Source organism: Dyadobacter sp. CY312 (genome assembly GCF_021390535.1).
Lineage (GTDB): Bacteria > Bacteroidota > Bacteroidia > Cytophagales > Spirosomataceae > Dyadobacter.
Map to the genome: position 1 here is coordinate 1 of NZ_JAJUXG010000007.1, position 20,605 is coordinate 20,605.

Sequence of the window (20,605 nt, forward strand, 5' to 3'; positions counted from 1 at the left end):
TTTACGATTTCTGGCTGGATAATCCGGAGGATGGTTCGTTGAGGCATTTAGAGTTCAAGGATCCGCGATTACAGCATAAAAATTAGCCTGCTATTTATGCAGGAATGGATAACTTTGGGCAATAACATCCTAGCGTTAACCCAATGTTATCATTTCGACATCAGGTTTTTTTTGAAGTTGCAAATCTGCTCAGTTTTACGAAAGCGAGCCAGGTGCTTAATCTAAGTCAGCCTGCCATAAGCAAGCATATCAAAGCGCTGGAAGAACTGTATAAAACCAGTTTATTTGAAAGAATTGGCGGAGGAATCAAACTTACAACACAGGGACAAATTCTTCTGTCACATTTGCAGCAAGCCAGAGAAATTCAGATCCGGCTGGAGTACGAGCTAAGTACGCAGCAGGACGAATATAATGCAAAAGGAGCATTGCGACTTGGCGCCAGCACAACTGTAACGCTTTATATTATTCCAGAAATTCTTTCCGCTTTTCGTCGAAAATATCCAAATGTTCATATCACTTTGTTGAACCGGAATTCTGAAAATGTTTTGGCCGCACTCAGTAAAAATGAAATTGATCTTGGAATAATTGAAGGTGAAACCAAAACAACCTCAATTAGTTATAAATATTTTTTGTCTGATGAAGTGATCGTTGTTTGTTCGCCTAAAAGCGAACTTTGGCACCGGGAATCAATCGGTTTACATGAGCTCAGGAACTTTCCGGTGGCTTTGCGGGAACGCGGATCAGGTACTTTGGCTTCTGTCAAATCAGCACTGGAAGAGCGGGATTTCAAGCTTTCTGATTTAAAGAATAATATCTCGCTTAGTGGTACTGAAGCGTTAAAGAACTTTCTAATTGTTGATGATTGTATTGGTTTTTTGCCACTTCGTTCAGTACAAAAGGAGCTTGCTGCCGGAACGCTGAAACAGGTTTTTGTTGATGGACTACATATCAGCAGACAGTTCTTTTTTATACAAAGGCACGGTTCCGAAAATGATCCATTTAGCCAGGCTTTTGTTCGGTTTGCTTCTAATGTCATAACTTAAAGTTATAGCGTATGCTCAAATAGCATTTGCATTGGTATTTTCATGACTCTAATTTTGTTTATGCAAATACCAGACGTTATGATAAAAACTGATCTGCTAACCTCGCACATCACACACCTTGAATGTGCTGTCAGTAAGAAGAAATTTAGCCATCTTGAAATCCAGACTTTTTCCGCGAGCGATGAAGAAGGTTGGAAATCGCCACTTTATGCAAAATATGGTTCGTTGAAAAACATTGATATAACTGTTTTGAAAGACCGCGTATCTTCGCTTTGGCGATATTTTGAATTTCTTCCGGTTCTAAATCCTGAAAACGTAGTCAGTTTGGGAGAAGGGATGACTCCTGTTATCAAACTTGAAAATTTGGGGAAACAACTTGAAATTCCAAACCTGTTTTTAAAAGATGAATCACTCAATCCGACTGGTTCCTTCAAAGCGCGCGGACAAGCCGTAGCTGTTTCAAAAATGAAAGAACTTGGGATAAATCGCTGTATCGTGCCAACTGCGGGAAACGCTGGTGGCGCATTAGCCGCTTATTGTGCAAAAGCGAATATCGACGTAACGGTGGTGATGCCAAGGCATACTCCGGAAATCTTCAAACTGGAATGCCAATATTTTGGTGCAGAATTGATTCTGGTGGATGGACTGATCAGTGATTGCGGGAAAGTGGTAGCGGAAATGAGGTCAAAAGGTGATTATTTTGATGTTTCCACAATGAAGGAGCCATATAGATTAGAAGGCAAAAAAACGATGGGTTTTGAGATAGCCGAGCAAATGAATTGGGAATTGCCAGACGTTATTTTTTATCCAACGGGAGGAGGAACGGGTTTGATCGGCATCTGGAAGGCATTTCATGAAATGAAGGAAGCGGGCTGGATTACCGGAAAATTTCCAAAAATGATCGCAGTTCAGACCGCGAATTGTCAGCCAATTGTTTGGTCGTTTGAAGGAAAACACGAAAGTTCGGCAGGATATCGGGCAAAAGCTTCTGTGGCAAATGGTCTGGCTGTTCCATTTCCTTTTGCCGAAAAACAGATTTTTCAGGTCTTGAAGGAATCAGAAGGCTACGCAATTTCTGTGTCGGAAGAAGAGTTGATGGTTGGTACGAAATCTCTGGCAAAAAATGAAGGCTTGTTTGTTGCTCCGGAAGGAGGGGCCTTACTTCCGGCCATGATCAAAGCCATTGAAAATAAATGGATTAGTGCTGATGATAAGATTCTGTTACTCAATACCGGAAGTGCTTACAAGTACGCCGAAAATTTTAAATAATTGATAAAAATACGACTTCCTTTCAATTAACCTTTTCAATTAAAATAGCCGTTCGATACCGTACACATTTGTACGATTCCGAACGGTTTTATTTTTAACAATAACTGTAACTATTTGATTGTTAGTTGATTGTATTCCTGGCAAGGCTTTTTAAAATATTGGTGGCATAGAGTAGCGAAGCGCAGGTTTTTTGATTTTAATGCATTGACTACGTTCTTGTGCTTTTCAATCTCATTTATACCAAAATTTTATGATCAAGCTCGAAAAGATTTCAAAGTATTACCCGGCTGGTTTTGGGAAAACATACGTTTTACGCCACATTGATCTGAATATCAAAGAAGGGGAATTTGTTTCGATTATGGGGCCGTCGGGTTCCGGGAAATCGACGCTTCTACATATCCTCGGTTTGCTTGAAGAGCCTTCGGAAGGAGAGTATCTTTTTTTGGATGAACCCGTTCAAAAGCTGACCGAAAAGAAACGTACAGAGTTACACCGTCACCACATTGGATTCGTATTTCAGGCTTATCATTTGATCGATGAACTGACGGTTTATGAAAACATAGAAACGCCATTGCTTTACAAAGGAACGGGTTCGTCAGAACGTAAAAGTCGCGTAGCCGAGCTCCTGGATCGTTTTAATATGGTCGCCAAAAAAGACCTTTTCCCACACCAGTTATCCGGCGGACAGCAGCAGCTGGTGGGCGTTGCCAGGGCCATTGTACACAATCCCAAAGTGATTTTTGCTGATGAACCAACAGGGAATCTGCACTCCGAACAGGCTGTGGAAATTATGGAATTGTTTCAGAAACTGAATAAAGAAGACAAAGTGACCATCGTTCAGGTTACGCATTCAGAATCAAACGCGACTTACGGCAATCGTGTGGTGCGCTTGAAAGACGGATGGTTAGCATAAGAAGCCTGAGAATAAATATCTATTAGCCATGAAAAAAATATTCCTTTTAATCTGCTGTGTGCCAACATTATTGCAGGCACAAAGCAGACTAAGTATGCGCGATTGCGTAGAAATGCTTACCAAAAATAACCTTGTTTATAAAGAGGGCAACCTGCAGGCCGAGTCTGCCGAGGCGCAGCTCAGACAAACCAGGTCGCAGATACTGCCTCAGATTTCAATCGGATTCAACAACAGTATTAACATTGGACGAAGTATTGACCAGTATACCAACGAGTATATTGATCAGGTTTACAATTACAGTTCGGTTGGTGCAGGATTTCAGATGCCGGTTTTTCAAGGCGGAAAGTTGCAGAATCAGATCAGACAGAACACGTTATTGAAAGAATCGGCGGTCGAAAACAGAACCGCTGTTTTTAACAGACAGGTTGTGTTGCTGATGCAGGGTTATGTGAATGTATTGGCAACCAAAGCGATATATGAAGCCGCAGGGCAACAGGTTGAATCGTCACAGATTCAGGTAGATCGTGTTGAAAAGCAGGTTAGCGCCGGCGTGGTTGGAAACAATATTTTGTTTGAGATAAAGGCGCAGCTTGCCAATGATAAATATGCACAGGTAACGGCTTTAAATAATTATCGCACGGCACGTTTGGCACTGTTTCAACGGATCAATATACCAGCCAACGATACCCTGGATCTCGAACCACTTACACCTGTTGAGAATGTTCGCGGACAGGTTACGGCAGCAGGGCTTTATGAGTTTGCAAAAACAACTTTTCCGGAAGCAAAAAGTGCTGATCTGTATCGTAAAAGTTTTGGCTACCAGGTAAAAGCGATCAAAGCTGACAATTTTCCATCATTAACACTTGGAGGCGATTTTGGTGCATTTTTCGCTTCTACCAATAAAAAACTCGATTATTTTGGACAGATGAACGCGACCCGGAACGGTTCCATGTATGTCCGGCTCAACATCCCGATCATGGGGCGATGGGTAACCCGTCCGCGTGTCGAATTTGCCAAAGTGCAGGAACGTCTTGCTCAAAATCTGGAAGAAACCACGGGACAAATCCTGCGTCAGGCAATAGAACAGGCTGTGCTGGATATGAACACTACAACGGACAAGTTTTCTGCCGCTCAGGGGCAGACAGAATCACTGGCTGCAAATTTCTCCGTTGTCGAAAGCAAGCTGAATGCAGGCACCGCCAATGTATTTGAATATTCCCTTGCGAAAGCAAATCTTGCCAAAGCCGAGGCAAATGCAATCCAGGCGCGCTACGAATATCTGATGCAACAGCGCCTGCTTCAATATTATCAGCAGGGAAATTGGGACGGCGTATTTTGAGTGGCTGTTGGTTGTTAGTAACTAGCTGTAAGTCAGAGTCTTGTTGTTGAAATAGAAATGAAGTAAAAGCAGTTGCTAATAGCCATAAGCTCATAGCTGACAGCTTAAAAGATAGTTAGGTTAAATTTTGGTATCGGTAATACTTAGAGACATTCGCTTGGGATGTCTCTTTTTTTATATTTTATGTTAAAAAAAGCAAATGTTTTATCTGGTTACAAAAATGATGTTATCTTGCCTCAACTATCAAAATAATTTTACATATGCTAAAAAATCTTCTTTTGAGTGCACTTGGCTGTACACTTTTACATTTTCCTGTGAAAGCTCAGCTCGAAAAAGGTACAAAGTACTTTGGTGGCACAATTAGCTTCGATGGAACCAGGCAGAAATCTCCGGGTACGCTTGGGAGCAAGATTCATACTATTAATATAAATCCATCTCTGCAATTCGGTACGTTTATCAAGGACAATCGCCTTATAGGGATTGGAATTGGGACAAGCAACTCTATTACCAAAGGTTCAGTTGAGAATCCGAGTGGTACGGACAAGTTTACCAGAAGCGATAATTCTTATTATTTGGCTCCTTATATAAGGCATTATATGCCACTTGGAGCAAAATGGGCTATGTTTCTGACTTCCTCTGCACAGGTGGCCTGGTTGAATAACAAAACCAAGATAGGTACTGTTAATGATTCCGAAAATGGCTTTTCGGTTGGTTTGAATATCAAGCCAGGGATTGCTTACTGGATTACGTCTCGTTTCTCTCTGGAATCGGACATTAACTTGCTTTCGCTTAATGCTGGATACAAAGATCTAGCCGATAGACAAGATTTTAGTTTTAGCTCAGGTGTTACGAGCAATTTCAACAGCTATTTGTCGGTGAGAGCTTCATGGTATTTCAAAAAGCAATAATATTAGATCATATGAAAAAGATATTTATTCTAACCTGCATTTCGATTTTCGGCGTGAGTGGAATTTTAAAAGCACAGTTTACCGGTAAGCAATATATTGGTGGTGAAGCAGCAGTTAATTTTAATAATTCGGATCTTAATAATGACAGATCAGTGAATAACTACGGTTACAACTTTGATATTTCGCTTGGCAAATTCCAATCGGAAACCAGGGCTACGGGGTGGAACCTGAGCACTTCACTTTCAGGAGCTAAAAATTTCTATCAACTTGACGACACAGGAATACCTATTGAGCGTAAAGGAATTAACCGAGTTGGTGTTGGAGTAGGGCGCTTTTGGCAATTCTACAAGCATTTTAACAATAATGTAGGAATTTTTGCTGGACCGGGTGTAAATCTGGGTTTTAGTGCATCCAAAGAACTTGACAATCAGGGAGGAACCTTTTTTTATGATGTTAAAAGAAATCAGATTAATCTTTCTTTAGGCCTGGCTGCCGGCGTGTATTACAAATTTTCGGATAAATGGTGGGCTACTGCAAGTTTAGCTTTTGCCAACCCAATTTCCGTAGAATACGTTTTTGCTAAATATAAAGCGCTTAGTAATATTGACGCAGGTTTTAAGCGAAATGAACTGAAATATCAATTTAATCCCGGTATCAATCTTCCCAGCGTAGGCTTAGGTGTGCGCTACTTTTACAACCGGTAGATGTCACGCAATAGAAATATATTAGAAAAGTAAGTTATAAAGACTGTGAATGCGCCTTCTTGGTGTATTCACAGTCTTTTTTTGAAATGAAAAAATACCTTTTTGTAATACTTTTTGCCGGGTTAGGTGCTTGTCATAAACCCAACTTTGCTTCACTGGATGCTCCCTGGGAGCCGGATTATAAGGTAGATCGCTCCGAAAATTCTATTATTGCTTTTGAAAAAATGGATGCGGAGAAAATGCCTGCTGAGGGAGGTATTGTTTTTACAGGAAGTTCGTCATTTACGAACTGGAAACAGGCAGCGAATGATCTGGCTCCGTTGCCTATTATAAACCGTGGTTTTGGCGGCTCCACATTTCCGGAAGTGATCTTTTACGCCGATCGGGCGATCACCAAATACAAGCCTAAAACCATCGTGATTTATTGCGAGAACGATATGTTCGGAGAAAAGAAAAAATCGCCGGAGCAGGTGCGTGATGCTTATGTTGCACTGACGAAACTTGTGCGTGAAAAATTACCTGACGTAAGGCTTTATGGCGTTTCATTAAAACCTTCGCCTTCCAGATGGGCAAAACGTGAGGATGTTATCAAAGCCAATAAATTGATTCAGGAATTTATCAAAAGCGACAAAAAACACGATTACATCGATGTCTGGCCTGTGATGCTGAAAGATGGTCGCCCGGATCCAAGCATATTTCTGAAAGATAGTTTGCATATGAACGAAGAAGGATATCGCCGGTGGACAAAAATTTTCAAGCCCGTTCTTGAAAAAACGGTGTAGAGAAAAGAAACAATTGCGTTCCGGCGCCGGTAGATTTGAAAAAGTGGGATTAAGGGTATAGGTTTCAAAGTAAAGTCACTATATTGACCAAAAAATACATTTGGGAATTAATAAGTGATATAGCATTCAAATAATGAAAGTAACGGCGGTTTTTGACATTGGCAGGACCAATAAGAAATATGTACTTTTTGATGAGAATCATCAGATTATAGAGGAATTCTCAGAGTCTCTTCCGGAAACAACGGATGAAGATGGATTCCCGACGGAGGACATCGAGCTATTGACCAGGTGGGTGCAGGATCGGTGGAAAGATCTGCTAAACGATCCCAAGTACGACATCAAGGCTGTAAACGTGGCTGCATATGGCGCGAGCCTGGTGCATCTGGATGCTGCCAACAAACCACTTACGCCGCTTTATTCTTATTTGAAGCCTTTTCCGGATGATTTGCTCAAACAGTTTTACAGTACCTACGGTGATCCGACCCGCTTGTCCTTACAGACAGGCTCGCCATCCATGGGAATGCTGAATTCTGGTATGCAAATGTACTGGCTCAAATACACCAAGCCTGAGGTTTACAAGCAGATAGTTACAACATTACACCTTCCGCAATACATTCTGTATCTGCTTACCAACCGTAAAGTAAGTGATTACACCTCTCTGGGATGCCACACCGCGCTTTGGAGTTTCGAAATGTGGGATTATCACGAATGGGTAAAAGCAGAAGGTATTCACAAGAAATTCGCACCGGTACTGGCATCTTCGTCCTTTATTTATCGTCATGGTGAAAAAGGAATCCAGTCAGGATTCGGTTTGCACGATAGTTCTTCGGCACTGGTTCCTTACCGTATGGCGGTTAAAAAACCTTTTGTGCTTTTGTCAACAGGAACCTGGTGTATCAATTTTAATTCATTCTCGGCCAAGCCACTGACTTATTACCAGCTCGAACGTGATTGCATGAACTACCTGACACCGGAAGGTAGCGGAGTGACAGCATCGCGTTTGTTCCTTGGACGTGAGCATGATTTCCAGACTGCAAGAATTGCAGAATATTTCAGAGTTGAATCTGATTTTTACAAAAAAGTGAAATTCAATTCCGAGCTTTTGAAAGCAGATGCTCCACCGTTTTATTCGGCTTGCATGACAGGTAACGGCCCCTTTCCGGAAGCCAATACAAAAGAGTGGCAGGTGAGTGCTTTTGCTACCGCAGAATCAGCCTATCACCATCTTTTGAAAGGACTCACTGACATGCTGGCTGTATCACTTCAATTGGTTGGTATCAATGATGTGAAGTCCATTTACATAGATGGAGGTTTTGCTAAAAATGAAATTTTTGCAAAACTCATCGCCCGTAATTTCCCAAATCACTCTGTGTACGCCACAGATCTGCCATATGCAACTTCGCTGGGTGCCGCACTGCATGTAACACGCCCGCAGACTTTTGAATTCTCAGGAGATATACGAGAGATTAGTGTTGAGTAGGGGGAGGTATTTGAGGGTCGGCTCAATCGAAACCCTACGGGGGCATTGATTGGGCCGATTTTGTTAAAAGTTTAGCCAATACGGCTCCAATTTGTCTGCTCTTTTTTGATCTTGCTTAAGTGCACTTTTATAGGAAGATTTTCGGTTTGATCCAGATCCGGATCCGAATTTAATATTGCCTCCACCGACTGCCGGGCAACCTTCAAAATCTCTCCATCCTGTGCAAGGTTTGCGATAAGTAAATCCATTAGTCCGCTTTGCTGGGTTCCGGTGATGTCACCCGGTCCGCGCAGTTGCAGATCCACTTCTGCAATTTCAAATCCATCATTGGTACGGCACATCGTTTCGATACGAAGACGGGTGTCCTTACTGATCTTATAGTCCGTCATCAGGATGCAATACGATTGTTCTGCTCCACGACCAACCCGTCCCCGAAGCTGGTGCAGCTGCGACAATCCGAATCGTTCTGCATTTTCGATCACCATTACAGAAGCATTAGGCACATTTACCCCAACCTCGATCACAGTAGTAGCTACCATAATTTTGGTTTCCGCACGAACGAACCGCTGCATCTCAAAATCCTTGTCTTTGGATTTCATCTTGCCGTGCAGTATGCTGAGTGGTACGTCCGGGAAAGCGCGGGACACACTTTCAAATCCATCCATAAGGTCTTTGAGATCCATTTTTTCGGATTCTTCAATAAGCGGATACACCATGTATATCTGCCTTCCTTTCGCAATTTCTTCTTTCAAAAAGCCAAACACCGAAAGTCGGTGTGCATCATAGCGGTGAACCGTTTTAATCGGTTTTCTTCCGGCCGGGAGTTCGGTGATTGCCGAAATGTCAAGATCACCATAGAGTGTCATTGCCAACGTTCTGGGAATAGGTGTGGCTGTCATCACCAGAATGTGCGGGTTGATCCTCGCATTTTTTGCCCATAATTTTGAGCGCTGTGCAACGCCAAACCTGTGCTGTTCGTCAATGATACACAATCCCAGATTTTGAAATTGAACAATATCCTCAATGAGTGCGTGTGTACCTACAATGATCTGCATGGAACCGTCGAGCAGTTCTTTGTGAATGATGTCACGTTCTTTCTTTTTTGTGGAGCCGGTTAGTTTGCCAATGTTTATTCCCAACGAATCGGCAAACTTTTTAAGCCCCTGATAATGCTGATCGGCAAGGATTTCCGTCGGAGCCATGAGACACGCCTGCGCATTATTGTCCAAAGCAAACAGCATTGTGATGAAAGCTACAATGGTTTTCCCCGATCCCACATCTCCATGGAGCAGGCGGTTCATCTGTTTGCCTTTTTTAAGATCGTCATGAATTTCCTGTAACACTTTTACCTGCGAACCGGTGAGGTTGAATGGTAAATGATTGGCATAAAACTCCTTAACAAGTGCAGTATTATTGAAAACCAGACCAGGGAACTCTGTTTTATGTAAAAGCTTATTTTTTAACAATCGGAATTGGTTATAAAAAAGCTCCTCGAATTTTAACCGGCGCTGAGCCTGATGCAACCAGGCCTGGCTTTGCGGCAAATGAAAATTCCATACAGCATCGGCTTTGGATACCATCCGGTATTTCTGAACAAGGTTGGCAGGCAAGGTCTCATGAATGTGTGCTCTGGAAATTTCCAGCAGATTTTTAACCATTTTACTAATGGCTTTGCTGTCAACAAATTTCCTGCGGAGTTTTTCTGTAAGCGAATATACAGGTTGAAAATACCCACCCTGAGCGTTTTCAGCTGTGATCAGATCTATTTCCGGGTGAGTAATGCTCCACCGCGAGCCAAAGGCAACTGGTTTTCCGTAAACAATATATTCTGTATTGGGACGAAGATTTTTTTCAAACCACGCGATGCTCTGAAACCATACGAGTTCCAATATTCCCGTGCCGTCGGTGAAATAAGCGATTAATCTTTTTTTATGTCCTTCGCCGGTTATGCTCCATTCCCGTAATCTGCCTCTGATCTGTGCAGCGGGCATTTGTTCCGTAATATCACTGATCCGATGAAAAATCGTCCGGTCTTCGTGCCTGTAAGGATAGTGCTGGATGAGGTCACCAAATGTAAAAATTCCGAGTTCCTGATTTAGCAGTGCTGCTTTTTGCGCACCTACACCTTTGAGGAATTCGATGCGTGTATCGAAGAATTGGTTACGTACGGGTGGACTGTCATTACTCATTCTTCAAAAATACGTGGATTTTATTAAATGCATATTTTAAAGTTAACAGAGAATGTTAACAACTTTTGAATTGTGTATTTCGTTTACTCCTAAAATAATTAACTAAATTCTATCCATCTTTATGAAGACCACATTATTATCGCTGTTGTTCGCCGTTATCGCTGTTGCAGGAACATTTGCACAAAGTCCAAGAATTACTGCAGAGGGAACAAATGTAAGTGTTGCTTATGGGCAGCCATCTAAAAAAGGAAGATTGATTTTCGGTAAAGAAGATAGTCAAAGCCTTGAAAAGTATGACAAAATATGGAGAACAGGTGCTAACAAGTCGACTGAAATCACTTTTAAGAAAGATGCTACTTTCGGAGGAAAAAGCGTGAAAGCAGGTACATACAGTCTCTTCACCATTCCTGGTGAAAAACAGTGGACTGTCGTTTTGAACAGTGTTTTGGGTCAATCGGGTGCTTTTGAATATGATAAAAACAAAGGCAGCGATGTACTTAAAGTAACTGTTCCTGCTAAAAAGTATTCAACTTCTGAAGAAAAACTGACATTCAAAGTGAGTGATAAATCTGTTGATTTTCAGTGGGATAAAGAAGGGTTTTCTGTTCCTGTGAAATTCTAGCGTTTGGCTTTTAGCTAAAAGATTACAGGTCGGCCGATTTTAAAGATCGTTTCGATCAGAGTCCAGAAAAGGAAGACGGATACCGGTAAGTCCAATTGGGACGCCAGTATCCGTCTTCTTATTTTCTTAACCCCAATAGATTCCAGTAACTTCCTTAACTCCTAATAACTTCTCTTTCCCACCATTCAGTCCGGCTAGCATGGCCCGCTAAAAAGCGTACAGATTGGGACTAACTTCATAACTTCTTTAACTCCCCTAACTTCTCATTTCTACAAATTCTGCCTGATCATATTTTCCAAAACCTGAAGGTGGCTTGCGAATGCCTTTTGACCGGTGTTTGTGGATTTATAAGTCGTAAGTGGTTTTCTTCCTGAGAATTGTTTTTGTACTTCCACATAACCCGCCTCCTCCAATGCGCGGAGGTGCGAGGCCAGGTTTCCGTCCGTGAGTTGCAATAATTCCTTGAGTTCGTTGAAGCTCAATGATTCATTCACAACCAAAACTGACATCAGTCCGAGCCTTATTTTACTTTCCAGTACTTTATTAAAATTTTCTAACCAATCCATTCATAACCAGGGTTTAAGTCCCTGAATCCTGTTACCTGTCTGCATCTATTAAAAACATGGCATCGCGGTTACGAAGCCATACAGCCTGGTCGCGTTGATTATTAGCCTGCATTGTTACTACTGATGAAACCAAGCCTGTGCCAAGTGAAACCCAAAAGAATTTTTTCAAATTATCCCTGTTCCCCGAAATAAGGGAAGCAATAGTGCCGGCAGATCCTGCAAGAGATATCACCAGTGCAATATTACGTGTTCTTTTGGACTTAAGGTATAATTGTAAACCACCTTCCGAAATTGCAAATTCATTTTTTAATGCTTTTTGTCCTCTGTAAAGCATGTTATTTTTGACAAAACCATTTCCTCCCTGAAGATAAATGGTTTCCTTATCGTACCATTTTTTGAGAGATGTACCCAATGTGTCCGATACCGTCTGGCCGTGTCCTGCAAGCGAGAGTACTAATAAAGCAATCAGTATTGAAAGTCCTTTCATTGTATTGTTTTAGTAATTACTTCCCGATCATATTTATTGTACATCGTTGCGCCATAAATAATATGCAGCAATCCAAAACCTATTGCCCAGAAAACAAGTGAATAGCCGGTAAGGAAAAGTGCGATACAGCCCAGGACGATTTCGGAAATGCCCAGATAGAAAACCTCAGGATAAGTAAACCGGCTTGCATTTACCAGAGCTAATCCGTAAAAAAGAAGCGTTACCGGGAAAACCAACCAGATATACCCGTAATGCAGCATCGCAAGACAAAATATACCTCCGGCAGCCAGCGGTATAAACATACTCACCAGTAACCGCCTGGAACTGCTGTTCCATATTTGAAGTCTACGCTTTCGTGCCTTTCTTACGGTAAAGAGAATTCCTGACGCAAGTGAAAAAGTGAGTACAAGCAGTCCGTCGATCAGCAAAAATGAAATTACGTCCTCATTGGAGAAACTCCCGGAAGAAGATATTGTTGGGGTATAGAAATCGGTTTTGAAACGAACGAAAGCCGCTATTGAACCAATAAGTGCAAAAATACCTGCAAAAACACCACTTAGACCGCTGAGAGATAAAAACTTGGATGAACGTTCCATCAGGTCGCGGATCTCGTTCAATGTGTTTAAGGATTCCTGATTTGATGACATACTGAGCAGATGCTGAACGGGTTATAGAAATAAGTGTTACGGATTAAATGCTTATTCCGCACATTGTTAAGAGTTTCGGTATAAATATAATGCTGCCAACGATCACAGCTGAGCCTGCAAGAATGAGAACGCCGGCAGCTGCAATATCTTTCACATCTTTAATGGCTGGATGATAACCTGGTGATACCACATCCGCAAGTTTTTCAATAGCTGTATTTACTGCTTCTGCCGACCATACCAATCCGATCTGGATTACAATGATGCACCATTCGGTAACAGAGATGCGAAAGAATATTCCGGCAACAATTACGAGCAAACAGGCTATCAGGTGTATCCTTGCGTTGTTCTCGTATCGGAACAGACTGTAAACTCCCATTCCTGCGAACCGGAAGCTGCGTATGGCCTTACGAATATTTACGGGACGGTTCATGTTCTTTGGATTCTGCAAAAAAATGGAACGCAAAGTACAACAACATCAGCACGAACGAAAACGCAAAAGTATGTTTTATAGCCAGCGGATCCTGCAAACTACTGATGATGCCCCGCATCAGAGCGCCGGGCTGTGTGATAATATCCCAGCTGTTCCATCGTCCATAACGACCCAGGTAAACGCCGAAACCGCTGAGTATCATAGATACAGTAATTACCATCCACGCAGTTTTAGCGTTCCAGCGGTGATTCAGAATGCGAAATACAATGCGGATGGAATATAAACCAGTGGTGAATCCTGAGAATGCAAAAAGAAACAACATGAGGCTGTCGAACCAGATCATTTGCTCGGAAACTCCTCTGAGATGCTTGATGTCGGTAATGAGGTACGGGGCATTCGGGAAGAATAAAAGCCACACAGTGAGATAAATTCCCAGCATGAAAAGCGGGGAGGGGTGTACCTTTTCTTGTTCCCACACCCACTTTATAAATAACAATGGAACCCAGGCCAGGAATAAATTCCATATCATGAATATAAAACCGAGGTTTTCGGTGCCAAGAAACCGGATAAATAAAAGTGCAACCGATGCGGCGGATACAACGGCAAGTAATGCGATACGCTCGTTGTTTCTCAGATAGTCAAGTGCCTTCGTAACGATCATAATAATTTATTTAAAGTACTTTGAAGTGCAAAGTAAATGGAAATATTTTATCTAACAAATAGGTTGATGCAAATTAGAAAGGGATAGAATTGAGAAGGTGTGAGAGACCGTATGTTACTTTAACTGTGGAAAGGCTTTCATCATGGCCCATTCCCGACCCGCCGTTTCGGCTTTAAAGATTTCAAGGCAACCGCGATCCTGCATGGTGATATAGCATGTTTTGCCATTTTTTCCACCAAAACAGATGTTGCTGACTTTTTTGCCAATGGTCTGTATGGTTTGGATAACCTTGCCTTCGGGAGATAATACAGCAACTTCTCCTTTTCCATGACGGGCAATGTAAAGATTTCCCTGTATGTCCGAGCGCATACCATCCAGTCCTCCATCGGCAAACTGGTGTAAGAGTCTTTTGTTAGATAATTTTCCGTCCGGGGAAAGATCAAAGGCCCAAACGTTGCGTTGTACACTTTCGTTGACATACAGAGTTTTTTCGTCGGGGCTTATGTCAATTCCATTTGTAGTGCCCATGTTTTCAGCAGCGAGACTGGCTTTTCCATCAGGTGAAACCAGCCATATTTGCCCGGTACCTTCTTTCCAGTTGGGGTCGGAACAGAAAATGAGTCCCTTGGCTGTGATAGCCAGATCATTGGGTTGATTCATTTTTGGTTCATTGGCAAACACGGAAATGTCTTTGGTAATCAGATTCACTTTAAGAATATTGTGTCCTGTGAAATCCGCTACAAAAAATGTGGTTCTATCTGCAAAACGGATGCCGTTTCCGGTACTTCCTTTCGGGAGTGTTACGAAAAATCCGGTCTTCCCCTTTTTGTTTATAATTGCAATGGTGCCGTCTCTTGCAAAGTTGACTGCATAAACGTTTCCATCGTCATCCACTGCCGGTCCTTCACAATTGCTGGTGAATTCACCTTCTGCCGAGAATTTTTTACTTGACGTTTGTGCATGGGCATATGAAAATATGCCAGTAATAATGCAGAGAAACGATACAAATCTTAACATAGACGTTGGCTGGGTTGTTGCTGCTTACTGGTTTTTCCACTTAATGGCGCAGCCAATAGGCTTGGTGATGGTAGTAACCACGGGCTTGCCTCCTAAAATATTATTTACTGCTTCGTCCACGTAAAATTTACTTGCACCAGACGGATCCTGAGGATTATCGTCGATCATTCCGATATATTTAACAGTAAACGAAGAGCCCGTTTTTTGAAGAACGTAAGCTTGCGGCATTCGTAGTGCTCCGAATGCTTTCGCAGTTTGCTGCGTGTCGTCGGCGAGGTAAGGGTGTGAGTAACCTTTTGAACCAGCACGCTCCTTCATTTTTTCAAATGTGTCGTCGAGTTGTGTAGTCGGGTCGCTTGGGTTAATGGCAATAACAGGAAAACCCTGTGACGCATATTTATTGTTTAAAGCAATGATCCGGTCTTCATACGCTTTTGCGAAAGGGCAATGATTACTTGTAAATATCACAATAACGCCTTTGCTACTACCATAATCGGTTAAAGAAAGCGTGCTGCCGTTCACATTCTTCAAACTGAAATTGGCTACTGCATCGCCTATTTGATAGCCGTTGGGCTTTTGTGCTGTTTCAAGCGTTTCTTCGTCTGCACCAATCTTGATTGTTGCCGCCACCGCTGCAACTCCTGTAAGAAGCACGATCGAAAGCCACAGATATATTTTCATTTTTTTATTAGTATCGTTCATTTATCGTCAAGACGTTAATTGATATAAAGGTAACCATTTCTATAGTTAAGGTTTGTTAATGGGCGGAATAGATCCGTTAATCTGTTTTTGTTGTCGTCATATAAAGGTAGCAGGTTACATCACTTTACCTAAATTTCCTCCTTGAAAAAATCGACCTCATGGCCAACCAGTTTTTCGGACGTTACTATATCTCGCTCACGGATCAAAAATGAGACATGAAATATTATATGCAGAGTCTATTAAAATATTCAGGATAAACCGTTGTGATTCTGTGGATATCTATCTATCTTTGCACCTCAAATTTTGAAAGCAGTATACCAATAATTAATTAACATGTACGCAATCGTAGAAATCGCAGGTCAGCAATTTAAAGTTGAAAAGGGTCTCGAAATCTTCACGCATAGGCTTGAAGGTGACGTGAACGCTGCACTTGTATTTGACAAAGTCCTTCTCGTTGATAACGAAGGCACAGTACAGGTAGGTCTTCCTACAGTAGCAGGCGCTTCTGTAAAAGTAACTGTACTTGAACACCTTAAAGGTGAAAAGGTAATCGTCTTCAAAAAGAAAAGACGTAAAGGTTACAAAGTTAAGAACGGTCACCGTCAGTATTTGACTAAGATCAGCATTGACGAAATAGTAGCATAATTTTAAAGTTAGTGGTCTTGGTATGTAGCCAGATCATCCTGTTAAATCATTAGATTATCAATTAAGTTAAGATATCATGGCACATAAGAAAGGTGTAGGTAGCTCGCGAAACGGACGTGAATCGGAAAGCAAGCGTCTTGGAGTAAAATTATTCGGTGGTGAATTGGCTAAAGCTGGTAACATTCTTGTTCGTCAGCGTGGAACAAAACACAACCCGGGCAAAAATGTAGGTATCGGTCGTGACCATACTTTGTTTGCTTTGACTGCCGGACACGTTGTGTTCCGTAAGACTCGTGACGATAAGTCATTTGTTCATATTGAGCCTATCGCTGCGGAAGTTGCAGAAGCGTAGTCAGAAGAATTATTTAGTTACAAAAAGCCCGTCGGATTTCCGACGGGCTTTTTGCTGTTTTAGTATTTATCTTATCCTCCACCTGAAACTCACCTGTCCGCTCAAAGGACGAAGCCTTGCATAACTGGTGTTGGTCATACTTTTGAAGGGTATAACAACGCCCATACCAAGTTGAAAACGATGCCAATTATAGATAATTTCTGCATTGCCGGCAATGTGATAGTTACTCATATACTGCCACTGATCCGACGAGTGTTTTATTCCGGAGAGAGAATCTGTTATTGATAACAACTTGGGAATTGAGAGGCTGTCGATCGCGTAATGTTCGCTCCGGGTGCTGAGCAGGGCTTTTTGTTGCAGGGACGATTGAACACCTACACCCAAAGACCAGTGATCCGATATTTTAAAATTGTACTGAATTGCAGCACTCATCCCGATAATTTTGATCAGAGCAGTTGATCTGGAAATGTATGTAGAGTCGGCGAGGTACACCAAAGAGGAATTCACTTCTTTATTGTTAGCGAAATATTGCTGGTAGGCTGAAAGTTTCAACAAGAGCTCATTGCCATCTTTAAATTCTTTACTGATCCACAATCCTGGTATTAATGGCGTGTAATAACGATTTTCACCATCAGTATTTTTGAAATAGTTTTCGAAACCATTCATGGGAATCACGGCATTCCATTGAAGCCCAAAGTGGATATTTTTCAGGATCTGACTGCTATTTCTCGTTGCAGAAGACTGACTCCCGGTTGGAGCAAGTGCAGGTATCGCAATCTCAATACCTGCAAAGGTATTTTTTAAAACATTTGTTGAGAAATTGAGATTTCTGCCGGTTATAAAATTGACATTGTACAGGTTGTCAGACTTAAAATTTTTACGATCACTTACAGCCGTACGATCTGGTTGCAATTGAAAATCTCTGGTGCTTTTAAATCGGGTTGTATTGGTAACTTGATCGTAATCAGTACTTTGTTTAAAATATTGTTTGTTTAAATAGCCTTTGTTGCGTTTAGATAAAATAGCCGTTCGGTTGTTTTTATTCAGTTTTACTTCCTCCGCAGTCGCACTTCCGGATTTCGCTCTGTTATTTTCTCTTAAGAAATTGCTACTCCTGGTAATATCTGTTGGTTGCGATTTATCCAAAATTGTATTGGGAGAGCTTTCCTTTACGTCAGATTGTTGGCTAAGTTTTGAGGCTTCTCTTTCATCCTTCGCTATTATTGCCGAATTGGAATCAGGTGTTACATGTGCATGACCTTGGTCGCTACTCGTTTTTTGAGGTGATTTGAGTTCATCTGCATGCACTGTTGCAGACTGTGATGTAATTTCTGGTAAGCTATTTTTTGACGTTTTATAAAACACAGACAATAGCAAACAAAGCAGTATCACCAATACAGAAAGGAATTTCCAGGATTTTGTTAAAAAGTTGGTTTTCTCTGGTGTGGGGCTGCCGTCAGGAAGTTCCGTATCAAGCATATCCTTCATTTGAGCCCATGCGTCTTTTACCGGAACGTCTGGCGCCGGATATTTGTCGTCTGGTTTCTGATTGATATGTTTCTCTTTATCTTCCACTTGTCAGGATTCTTTACTTTTTGTAAAAACCTCTTTTAATCTGTTTCTGCTTTCGTTCAAATGCCATTTCACTGTTCCTTCTTTCAGATTCATTTCTGTACAGATTTCCTTAATAGAAAAATTTTCCAGATAGAATAAACTACAAACTGCTCTGGTTGAAGGTGGTAGTTTGTCGAGGTGTATATAAATTTCCTCCCAATCACTTGTTTTAAAAGGGTCGTAATGGAGCAGGTCCATCATGTTATCTTTCAGTTCCACGGTGGTGTCGGGCTTTCGGCTTCTGAGAATGGTGAGGCAGGTGTTTCTGACGATGGTGTAAACCCAATTGAAGAATTCCCCTTTCGATTTATCGTACTGATTTATGTTCTTAAAAACCTTCATCATCCCATTGTTCAGAGAGGTTTGTATTTCATGCTCATCCGCAAAAAACTTCTTGCATAAAGCAAACAGGGCAGGGTAGTATTGATAATACAATTCTTCCTGACATTTCCTGTCATTGCTTTTGCAACCACCTATTATTTGCGAGAGTCTATCCATTTAAGCTATAAAAGCCATCCAAATTTTATTCAAATGGCTTTTATAAAAGTCATTTACTTGGTGATTAACACTTGTGAGAACTTAATTCCTTCGGTATAAGGCCAGCTTATTTTAAATGTACTTCCTTCTCTTGTAATAAAGCCGGAGTATATTTTTCCGTTGAGGGAAATTTCAATATTAGTTTTCCCTAATGGAATCGGGTAGATTTGGGTTCTTGCAAAAACTTTTCCTTCAGATCCGTCACAAAACTTCGCTCCTGGCTGAATTACTTCGTGAAGGGTCATCTTGTAGGTGCTGCTTCCCCAGTCCTTATAAAATCCTGAATAGCTGAGAAACGTATTTTGACACGGATAGCTTTTCGTGCCTTCTATCCGTATTACAAGGCCAATGGTTGTTGAAGAATCCACAATAATTGGTGTTAAAACAAATTCTTCATCTACCAGGCTATGTCTGATCTCACGCGTTCCCACCGTATCCACCGGAGGTGTTACCGTCGTGGTATCAGTCGTGACAGGAGGATTTACTACTGGCTCGTCGGGAGGCCTTACGGTGGATGTGTCACCAGGAACATAGGTAGTGGTATCGACAGTAACCGCCGTTCTGGACGTAATGGTTTGATCGGTGGCGGTAACGAAATAGCGGCCTGCTTCACTAAAATGAATTTTTGCTGTATAGCCGGTTATAGATATCTGTACATTTCGATTAGGGCTCACACTCCATTTTACCTGATCGGCAGGAGCATCGGTTTTGAAGGAAAATTCGGCGGGTTCCGCCTTTTTGAAGGTGGTTTTCAATGTTTCTAATTGAGAAACGGCTTTGAGGCTTTCCTGCTGTTCACAGGCTGCGAATACCATCCACAAGGAGAGCATAGCAGTTACGATTGCTGACTTTTTCATGTGCAGTAATTTTTAGGATGAAAAAAAATGCCAAAATCAGCTGATCAGCCTGTTGCTTTGGTTTCAATCGTATAAACTACCCAGGCACATTCAAAGGTTGGGTGAGATGTAAAAATGTTTGATTTTTATTTTTTAGCCTCCTTTCGTAGTAAGTGCCAAACCAAAAAGAAAATATTGGTGTTGTGAAGCAGGATAAGCACATCCTTATTACTGACGAATAATCACAATCATGTTATCACGCCCCATTTTTGTATATACCGAACTGAGCCCGAATCCAAATTCGATGAAATTTGTATTGAATTTCGAATTGGTTCCCGACGGCCTTTCATTCGATTATCCTTCTGTTGAATCTACTTTCGAAGAAGGAACTGCTTCGCCATTGGCATCAGATCTTTTTCAGTTTCCTCACGTGAAGCGGGTTTTTATTGCAAGTAATTTCATTACAATTACAAAAGATGAAGCAATAGCCTGGGAGGAGGTTTTAAGGGATACGAAGCAGTTTATAAAAATTTATTTCGAAGAAAATCATCCTGTTTTCGCTGAGAAAACGATTGAGAAAAATACTGTAATTGTTGATTCCCGCGATTCAGATACCATTCAGAAAATTAAAGCCGCATTGGATACTTACGTTCGTCCGGCTGTTGAGTCTGACGGTGGTGCGATCAATTTCCATTCTTTCGATGAAGAAACAGGAAGAGTAAAAGTATTACTTCAAGGCTCATGCAGCGGATGTCCGTCTTCCACACTAACCTTGAAAGCAGGTATTGAAAATTTACTGACACGAATGGTTCCTGACGTGAAAGAGGTGGTTGCCGAAGGTGTTTAAATAACCCGAAAGTAG

23 protein-coding genes are annotated in these 20,605 nt (G+C 41.6%); 12 read left to right on the forward strand and 11 right to left on the reverse strand.

The features are described 5' to 3' along the window. Nucleotides 1–143: 143 nt before the first annotated feature. The 8 genes from LZG71_RS09755 (at nt 144) to LZG71_RS09790 (ending at nt 8,438) form a co-directional block, all read left to right on the forward strand. Nucleotides 144–1,043 carry a LysR family transcriptional regulator gene (locus LZG71_RS09755; protein ID WP_233819830.1) on the forward strand — a complete coding sequence of 300 codons (900 nt, stop codon included), beginning with the start codon at nt 144–146 and terminating at the stop codon, nt 1,041–1,043. A gap of 78 nt (nt 1,044–1,121) precedes the next feature. Further along, the gene (locus tag LZG71_RS09760; protein WP_233819832.1) at nt 1,122–2,312 is read left to right on the forward strand and encodes a threonine synthase; all 1,191 of its coding nucleotides are present in this window, start codon (nt 1,122–1,124) and stop codon (nt 2,310–2,312) included. A 250-nt stretch (nt 2,313–2,562) separates the two neighbouring features. Then, complete coding sequence (locus LZG71_RS09765) at nt 2,563–3,225, forward strand: ABC transporter ATP-binding protein (protein ID WP_233819834.1); 663 nt, start codon at nt 2,563–2,565, stop codon at nt 3,223–3,225. Between the two features lie 28 nt (nt 3,226–3,253). Next, the gene (locus LZG71_RS09770; RefSeq protein WP_233819836.1) at nt 3,254–4,564 is read left to right on the forward strand and encodes a TolC family protein; all 1,311 of its coding nucleotides are present in this window, start codon (nt 3,254–3,256) and stop codon (nt 4,562–4,564) included. Nucleotides 4,565–4,824: 260 nt separating this feature from the next. After that, nucleotides 4,825–5,472: a cell division cycle 123 family protein gene (locus tag LZG71_RS09775; RefSeq protein ID WP_233819838.1), complete on the forward strand. Its 648-nt coding sequence runs from the start codon at nt 4,825–4,827 to the stop codon at nt 5,470–5,472. An 11-nt stretch (nt 5,473–5,483) separates the two neighbouring features. Beyond that, nucleotides 5,484–6,176 (forward strand): hypothetical protein, encoded by a 693-nt coding sequence (locus tag LZG71_RS09780; protein ID WP_233819840.1) that lies wholly within the window; start codon nt 5,484–5,486, stop codon nt 6,174–6,176. A gap of 86 nt (nt 6,177–6,262) precedes the next feature. Then, nucleotides 6,263–6,958 carry a GDSL-type esterase/lipase family protein gene (locus tag LZG71_RS09785; protein WP_233819851.1) on the forward strand — a complete coding sequence of 232 codons (696 nt, stop codon included), beginning with the start codon at nt 6,263–6,265 and terminating at the stop codon, nt 6,956–6,958. 133 nt (nt 6,959–7,091) lie between these two features. Further along, nucleotides 7,092–8,438 carry an FGGY-family carbohydrate kinase gene (locus LZG71_RS09790; protein ID WP_233819853.1) on the forward strand — a complete coding sequence of 449 codons (1,347 nt, stop codon included), beginning with the start codon at nt 7,092–7,094 and terminating at the stop codon, nt 8,436–8,438. Nucleotides 8,439–8,509: 71 nt separating this feature from the next. Here LZG71_RS09790 and recG read toward each other — a convergent pair whose 3' ends face one another. Beyond that, complete coding sequence (gene recG, locus LZG71_RS09795; protein ID WP_233819855.1) at nt 8,510–10,627, reverse strand: ATP-dependent DNA helicase RecG; 2,118 nt, start codon at nt 10,625–10,627, stop codon at nt 8,510–8,512. 121 nt (nt 10,628–10,748) lie between these two features. Here recG and LZG71_RS09800 point away from each other — a divergent pair, with 121 nt between their 5' ends. Beyond that, a complete protein-coding gene (locus LZG71_RS09800; protein WP_233819857.1) occupies nt 10,749–11,249 on the forward strand; it encodes a DUF2911 domain-containing protein in 501 nt (166 codons plus the stop codon). A gap of 269 nt (nt 11,250–11,518) precedes the next feature. Here LZG71_RS09800 and LZG71_RS09805 read toward each other — a convergent pair whose 3' ends face one another. From LZG71_RS09805 to LZG71_RS09835, 7 genes are all read right to left on the reverse strand, one after another. Beyond that, nucleotides 11,519–11,815, reverse strand: coding sequence for a transcriptional regulator (locus LZG71_RS09805; RefSeq protein ID WP_233819858.1), 297 nt, complete (start codon nt 11,813–11,815; stop codon nt 11,519–11,521). 31 nt (nt 11,816–11,846) lie between these two features. Beyond that, a complete protein-coding gene (locus tag LZG71_RS09810; protein ID WP_233819860.1) occupies nt 11,847–12,302 on the reverse strand; it encodes a hypothetical protein in 456 nt (151 codons plus the stop codon). Then, a complete protein-coding gene (locus tag LZG71_RS09815) occupies nt 12,299–12,949 on the reverse strand; it encodes a hypothetical protein (RefSeq protein ID WP_233819861.1) in 651 nt (216 codons plus the stop codon). The genes LZG71_RS09810 and LZG71_RS09815 overlap by 4 nt, the downstream gene beginning before the upstream one ends. Before the next feature lie 43 nt (nt 12,950–12,992). Beyond that, nucleotides 12,993–13,379 carry a diacylglycerol kinase family protein gene (locus tag LZG71_RS09820; protein ID WP_233819862.1) on the reverse strand — a complete coding sequence of 129 codons (387 nt, stop codon included), beginning with the start codon at nt 13,377–13,379 and terminating at the stop codon, nt 12,993–12,995. Continuing rightward, nucleotides 13,354–14,040, reverse strand: coding sequence for a DUF1361 domain-containing protein (locus tag LZG71_RS09825; protein WP_233819863.1), 687 nt, complete (start codon nt 14,038–14,040; stop codon nt 13,354–13,356). The genes LZG71_RS09820 and LZG71_RS09825 overlap by 26 nt, the downstream gene beginning before the upstream one ends. 114 nt (nt 14,041–14,154) lie before the next feature. Beyond that, the gene (locus tag LZG71_RS09830) at nt 14,155–15,057 is read right to left on the reverse strand and encodes an SMP-30/gluconolactonase/LRE family protein (RefSeq protein ID WP_233819864.1); all 903 of its coding nucleotides are present in this window, start codon (nt 15,055–15,057) and stop codon (nt 14,155–14,157) included. Between the two features lie 24 nt (nt 15,058–15,081). Continuing rightward, nucleotides 15,082–15,738: a thioredoxin family protein gene (locus LZG71_RS09835; RefSeq protein WP_233819865.1), complete on the reverse strand. Its 657-nt coding sequence runs from the start codon at nt 15,736–15,738 to the stop codon at nt 15,082–15,084. 354 nt (nt 15,739–16,092) lie between these two features. On the opposite strand from LZG71_RS09835, the gene rplU reads away from it, so the two are divergent. Further along, on the forward strand, nt 16,093–16,404 hold the full coding sequence (gene rplU, locus LZG71_RS09840; protein ID WP_233819867.1) for a 50S ribosomal protein L21: 312 nt from the start codon (nt 16,093–16,095) through the stop codon (nt 16,402–16,404). A 76-nt stretch (nt 16,405–16,480) separates the two neighbouring features. Continuing rightward, a complete protein-coding gene (gene rpmA, locus LZG71_RS09845) occupies nt 16,481–16,756 on the forward strand; it encodes a 50S ribosomal protein L27 (protein ID WP_233819875.1) in 276 nt (91 codons plus the stop codon). 66 nt (nt 16,757–16,822) lie between these two features. On the opposite strand, the gene LZG71_RS09850 is transcribed toward rpmA, so the two are convergent. Genes LZG71_RS09850 through LZG71_RS09860 form a run of 3 tightly spaced genes read right to left on the reverse strand, consistent with a single transcriptional unit; the run spans nt 16,823 to nt 19,764 of the window. After that, the gene (locus tag LZG71_RS09850; RefSeq protein ID WP_233819877.1) at nt 16,823–18,331 is read right to left on the reverse strand and encodes a hypothetical protein; all 1,509 of its coding nucleotides are present in this window, start codon (nt 18,329–18,331) and stop codon (nt 16,823–16,825) included. Nucleotides 18,332–18,334: 3 nt separating this feature from the next. After that, the gene (locus tag LZG71_RS09855; RefSeq protein ID WP_233819878.1) at nt 18,335–18,868 is read right to left on the reverse strand and encodes an RNA polymerase sigma factor; all 534 of its coding nucleotides are present in this window, start codon (nt 18,866–18,868) and stop codon (nt 18,335–18,337) included. Nucleotides 18,869–18,921: 53 nt separating this feature from the next. Then, nucleotides 18,922–19,764 carry a hypothetical protein gene (locus LZG71_RS09860; RefSeq protein ID WP_233819880.1) on the reverse strand — a complete coding sequence of 281 codons (843 nt, stop codon included), beginning with the start codon at nt 19,762–19,764 and terminating at the stop codon, nt 18,922–18,924. Nucleotides 19,765–19,993: 229 nt separating this feature from the next. On the opposite strand from LZG71_RS09860, the gene LZG71_RS09865 reads away from it, so the two are divergent. Further along, the gene (locus LZG71_RS09865) at nt 19,994–20,590 is read left to right on the forward strand and encodes a NifU family protein (RefSeq protein ID WP_233819882.1); all 597 of its coding nucleotides are present in this window, start codon (nt 19,994–19,996) and stop codon (nt 20,588–20,590) included. Nucleotides 20,591–20,605 lie beyond the last annotated feature (15 nt).

Bases quoted from the DNA above. Each gene is read 5' to 3' on its own strand.
- LZG71_RS09755 (WP_233819830.1), top strand. From the start codon at position 144: ATGTTATCATTTCGACATCAGGTTTTTTTTGAAGTTGCAAATCTGCTC.
- LZG71_RS09760 (WP_233819832.1), top strand. From the start codon at position 1,122: ATGATAAAAACTGATCTGCTAACCTCGCACATCACACACCTTGAATGT.
- LZG71_RS09765 (WP_233819834.1), top strand. From the start codon at position 2,563: ATGATCAAGCTCGAAAAGATTTCAAAGTATTACCCGGCTGGTTTTGGG.
- LZG71_RS09770 (WP_233819836.1), top strand. From the start codon at position 3,254: ATGAAAAAAATATTCCTTTTAATCTGCTGTGTGCCAACATTATTGCAG.
- LZG71_RS09775 (WP_233819838.1), top strand. From the start codon at position 4,825: ATGCTAAAAAATCTTCTTTTGAGTGCACTTGGCTGTACACTTTTACAT.
- LZG71_RS09780 (WP_233819840.1), top strand. From the start codon at position 5,484: ATGAAAAAGATATTTATTCTAACCTGCATTTCGATTTTCGGCGTGAGT.
- LZG71_RS09785 (WP_233819851.1), top strand. From the start codon at position 6,263: ATGAAAAAATACCTTTTTGTAATACTTTTTGCCGGGTTAGGTGCTTGT.
- LZG71_RS09790 (WP_233819853.1), top strand. From the start codon at position 7,092: ATGAAAGTAACGGCGGTTTTTGACATTGGCAGGACCAATAAGAAATAT.
- recG (WP_233819855.1), bottom strand. From the start codon at position 10,627: ATGAGTAATGACAGTCCACCCGTACGTAACCAATTCTTCGATACACGC.
- LZG71_RS09800 (WP_233819857.1), top strand. From the start codon at position 10,749: ATGAAGACCACATTATTATCGCTGTTGTTCGCCGTTATCGCTGTTGCA.
- LZG71_RS09805 (WP_233819858.1), bottom strand. From the start codon at position 11,815: ATGGATTGGTTAGAAAATTTTAATAAAGTACTGGAAAGTAAAATAAGG.
- LZG71_RS09810 (WP_233819860.1), bottom strand. From the start codon at position 12,302: ATGAAAGGACTTTCAATACTGATTGCTTTATTAGTACTCTCGCTTGCA.
- LZG71_RS09815 (WP_233819861.1), bottom strand. From the start codon at position 12,949: ATGTCATCAAATCAGGAATCCTTAAACACATTGAACGAGATCCGCGAC.
- LZG71_RS09820 (WP_233819862.1), bottom strand. From the start codon at position 13,379: ATGAACCGTCCCGTAAATATTCGTAAGGCCATACGCAGCTTCCGGTTC.
- LZG71_RS09825 (WP_233819863.1), bottom strand. From the start codon at position 14,040: ATGATCGTTACGAAGGCACTTGACTATCTGAGAAACAACGAGCGTATC.
- LZG71_RS09830 (WP_233819864.1), bottom strand. From the start codon at position 15,057: ATGTTAAGATTTGTATCGTTTCTCTGCATTATTACTGGCATATTTTCA.
- LZG71_RS09835 (WP_233819865.1), bottom strand. From the start codon at position 15,738: ATGAAAATATATCTGTGGCTTTCGATCGTGCTTCTTACAGGAGTTGCA.
- rplU (WP_233819867.1), top strand. From the start codon at position 16,093: ATGTACGCAATCGTAGAAATCGCAGGTCAGCAATTTAAAGTTGAAAAG.
- rpmA (WP_233819875.1), top strand. From the start codon at position 16,481: ATGGCACATAAGAAAGGTGTAGGTAGCTCGCGAAACGGACGTGAATCG.
- LZG71_RS09855 (WP_233819878.1), bottom strand. From the start codon at position 18,868: ATGGATAGACTCTCGCAAATAATAGGTGGTTGCAAAAGCAATGACAGG.
- LZG71_RS09860 (WP_233819880.1), bottom strand. From the start codon at position 19,764: ATGAAAAAGTCAGCAATCGTAACTGCTATGCTCTCCTTGTGGATGGTA.
- LZG71_RS09865 (WP_233819882.1), top strand. From the start codon at position 19,994: ATGTTATCACGCCCCATTTTTGTATATACCGAACTGAGCCCGAATCCA.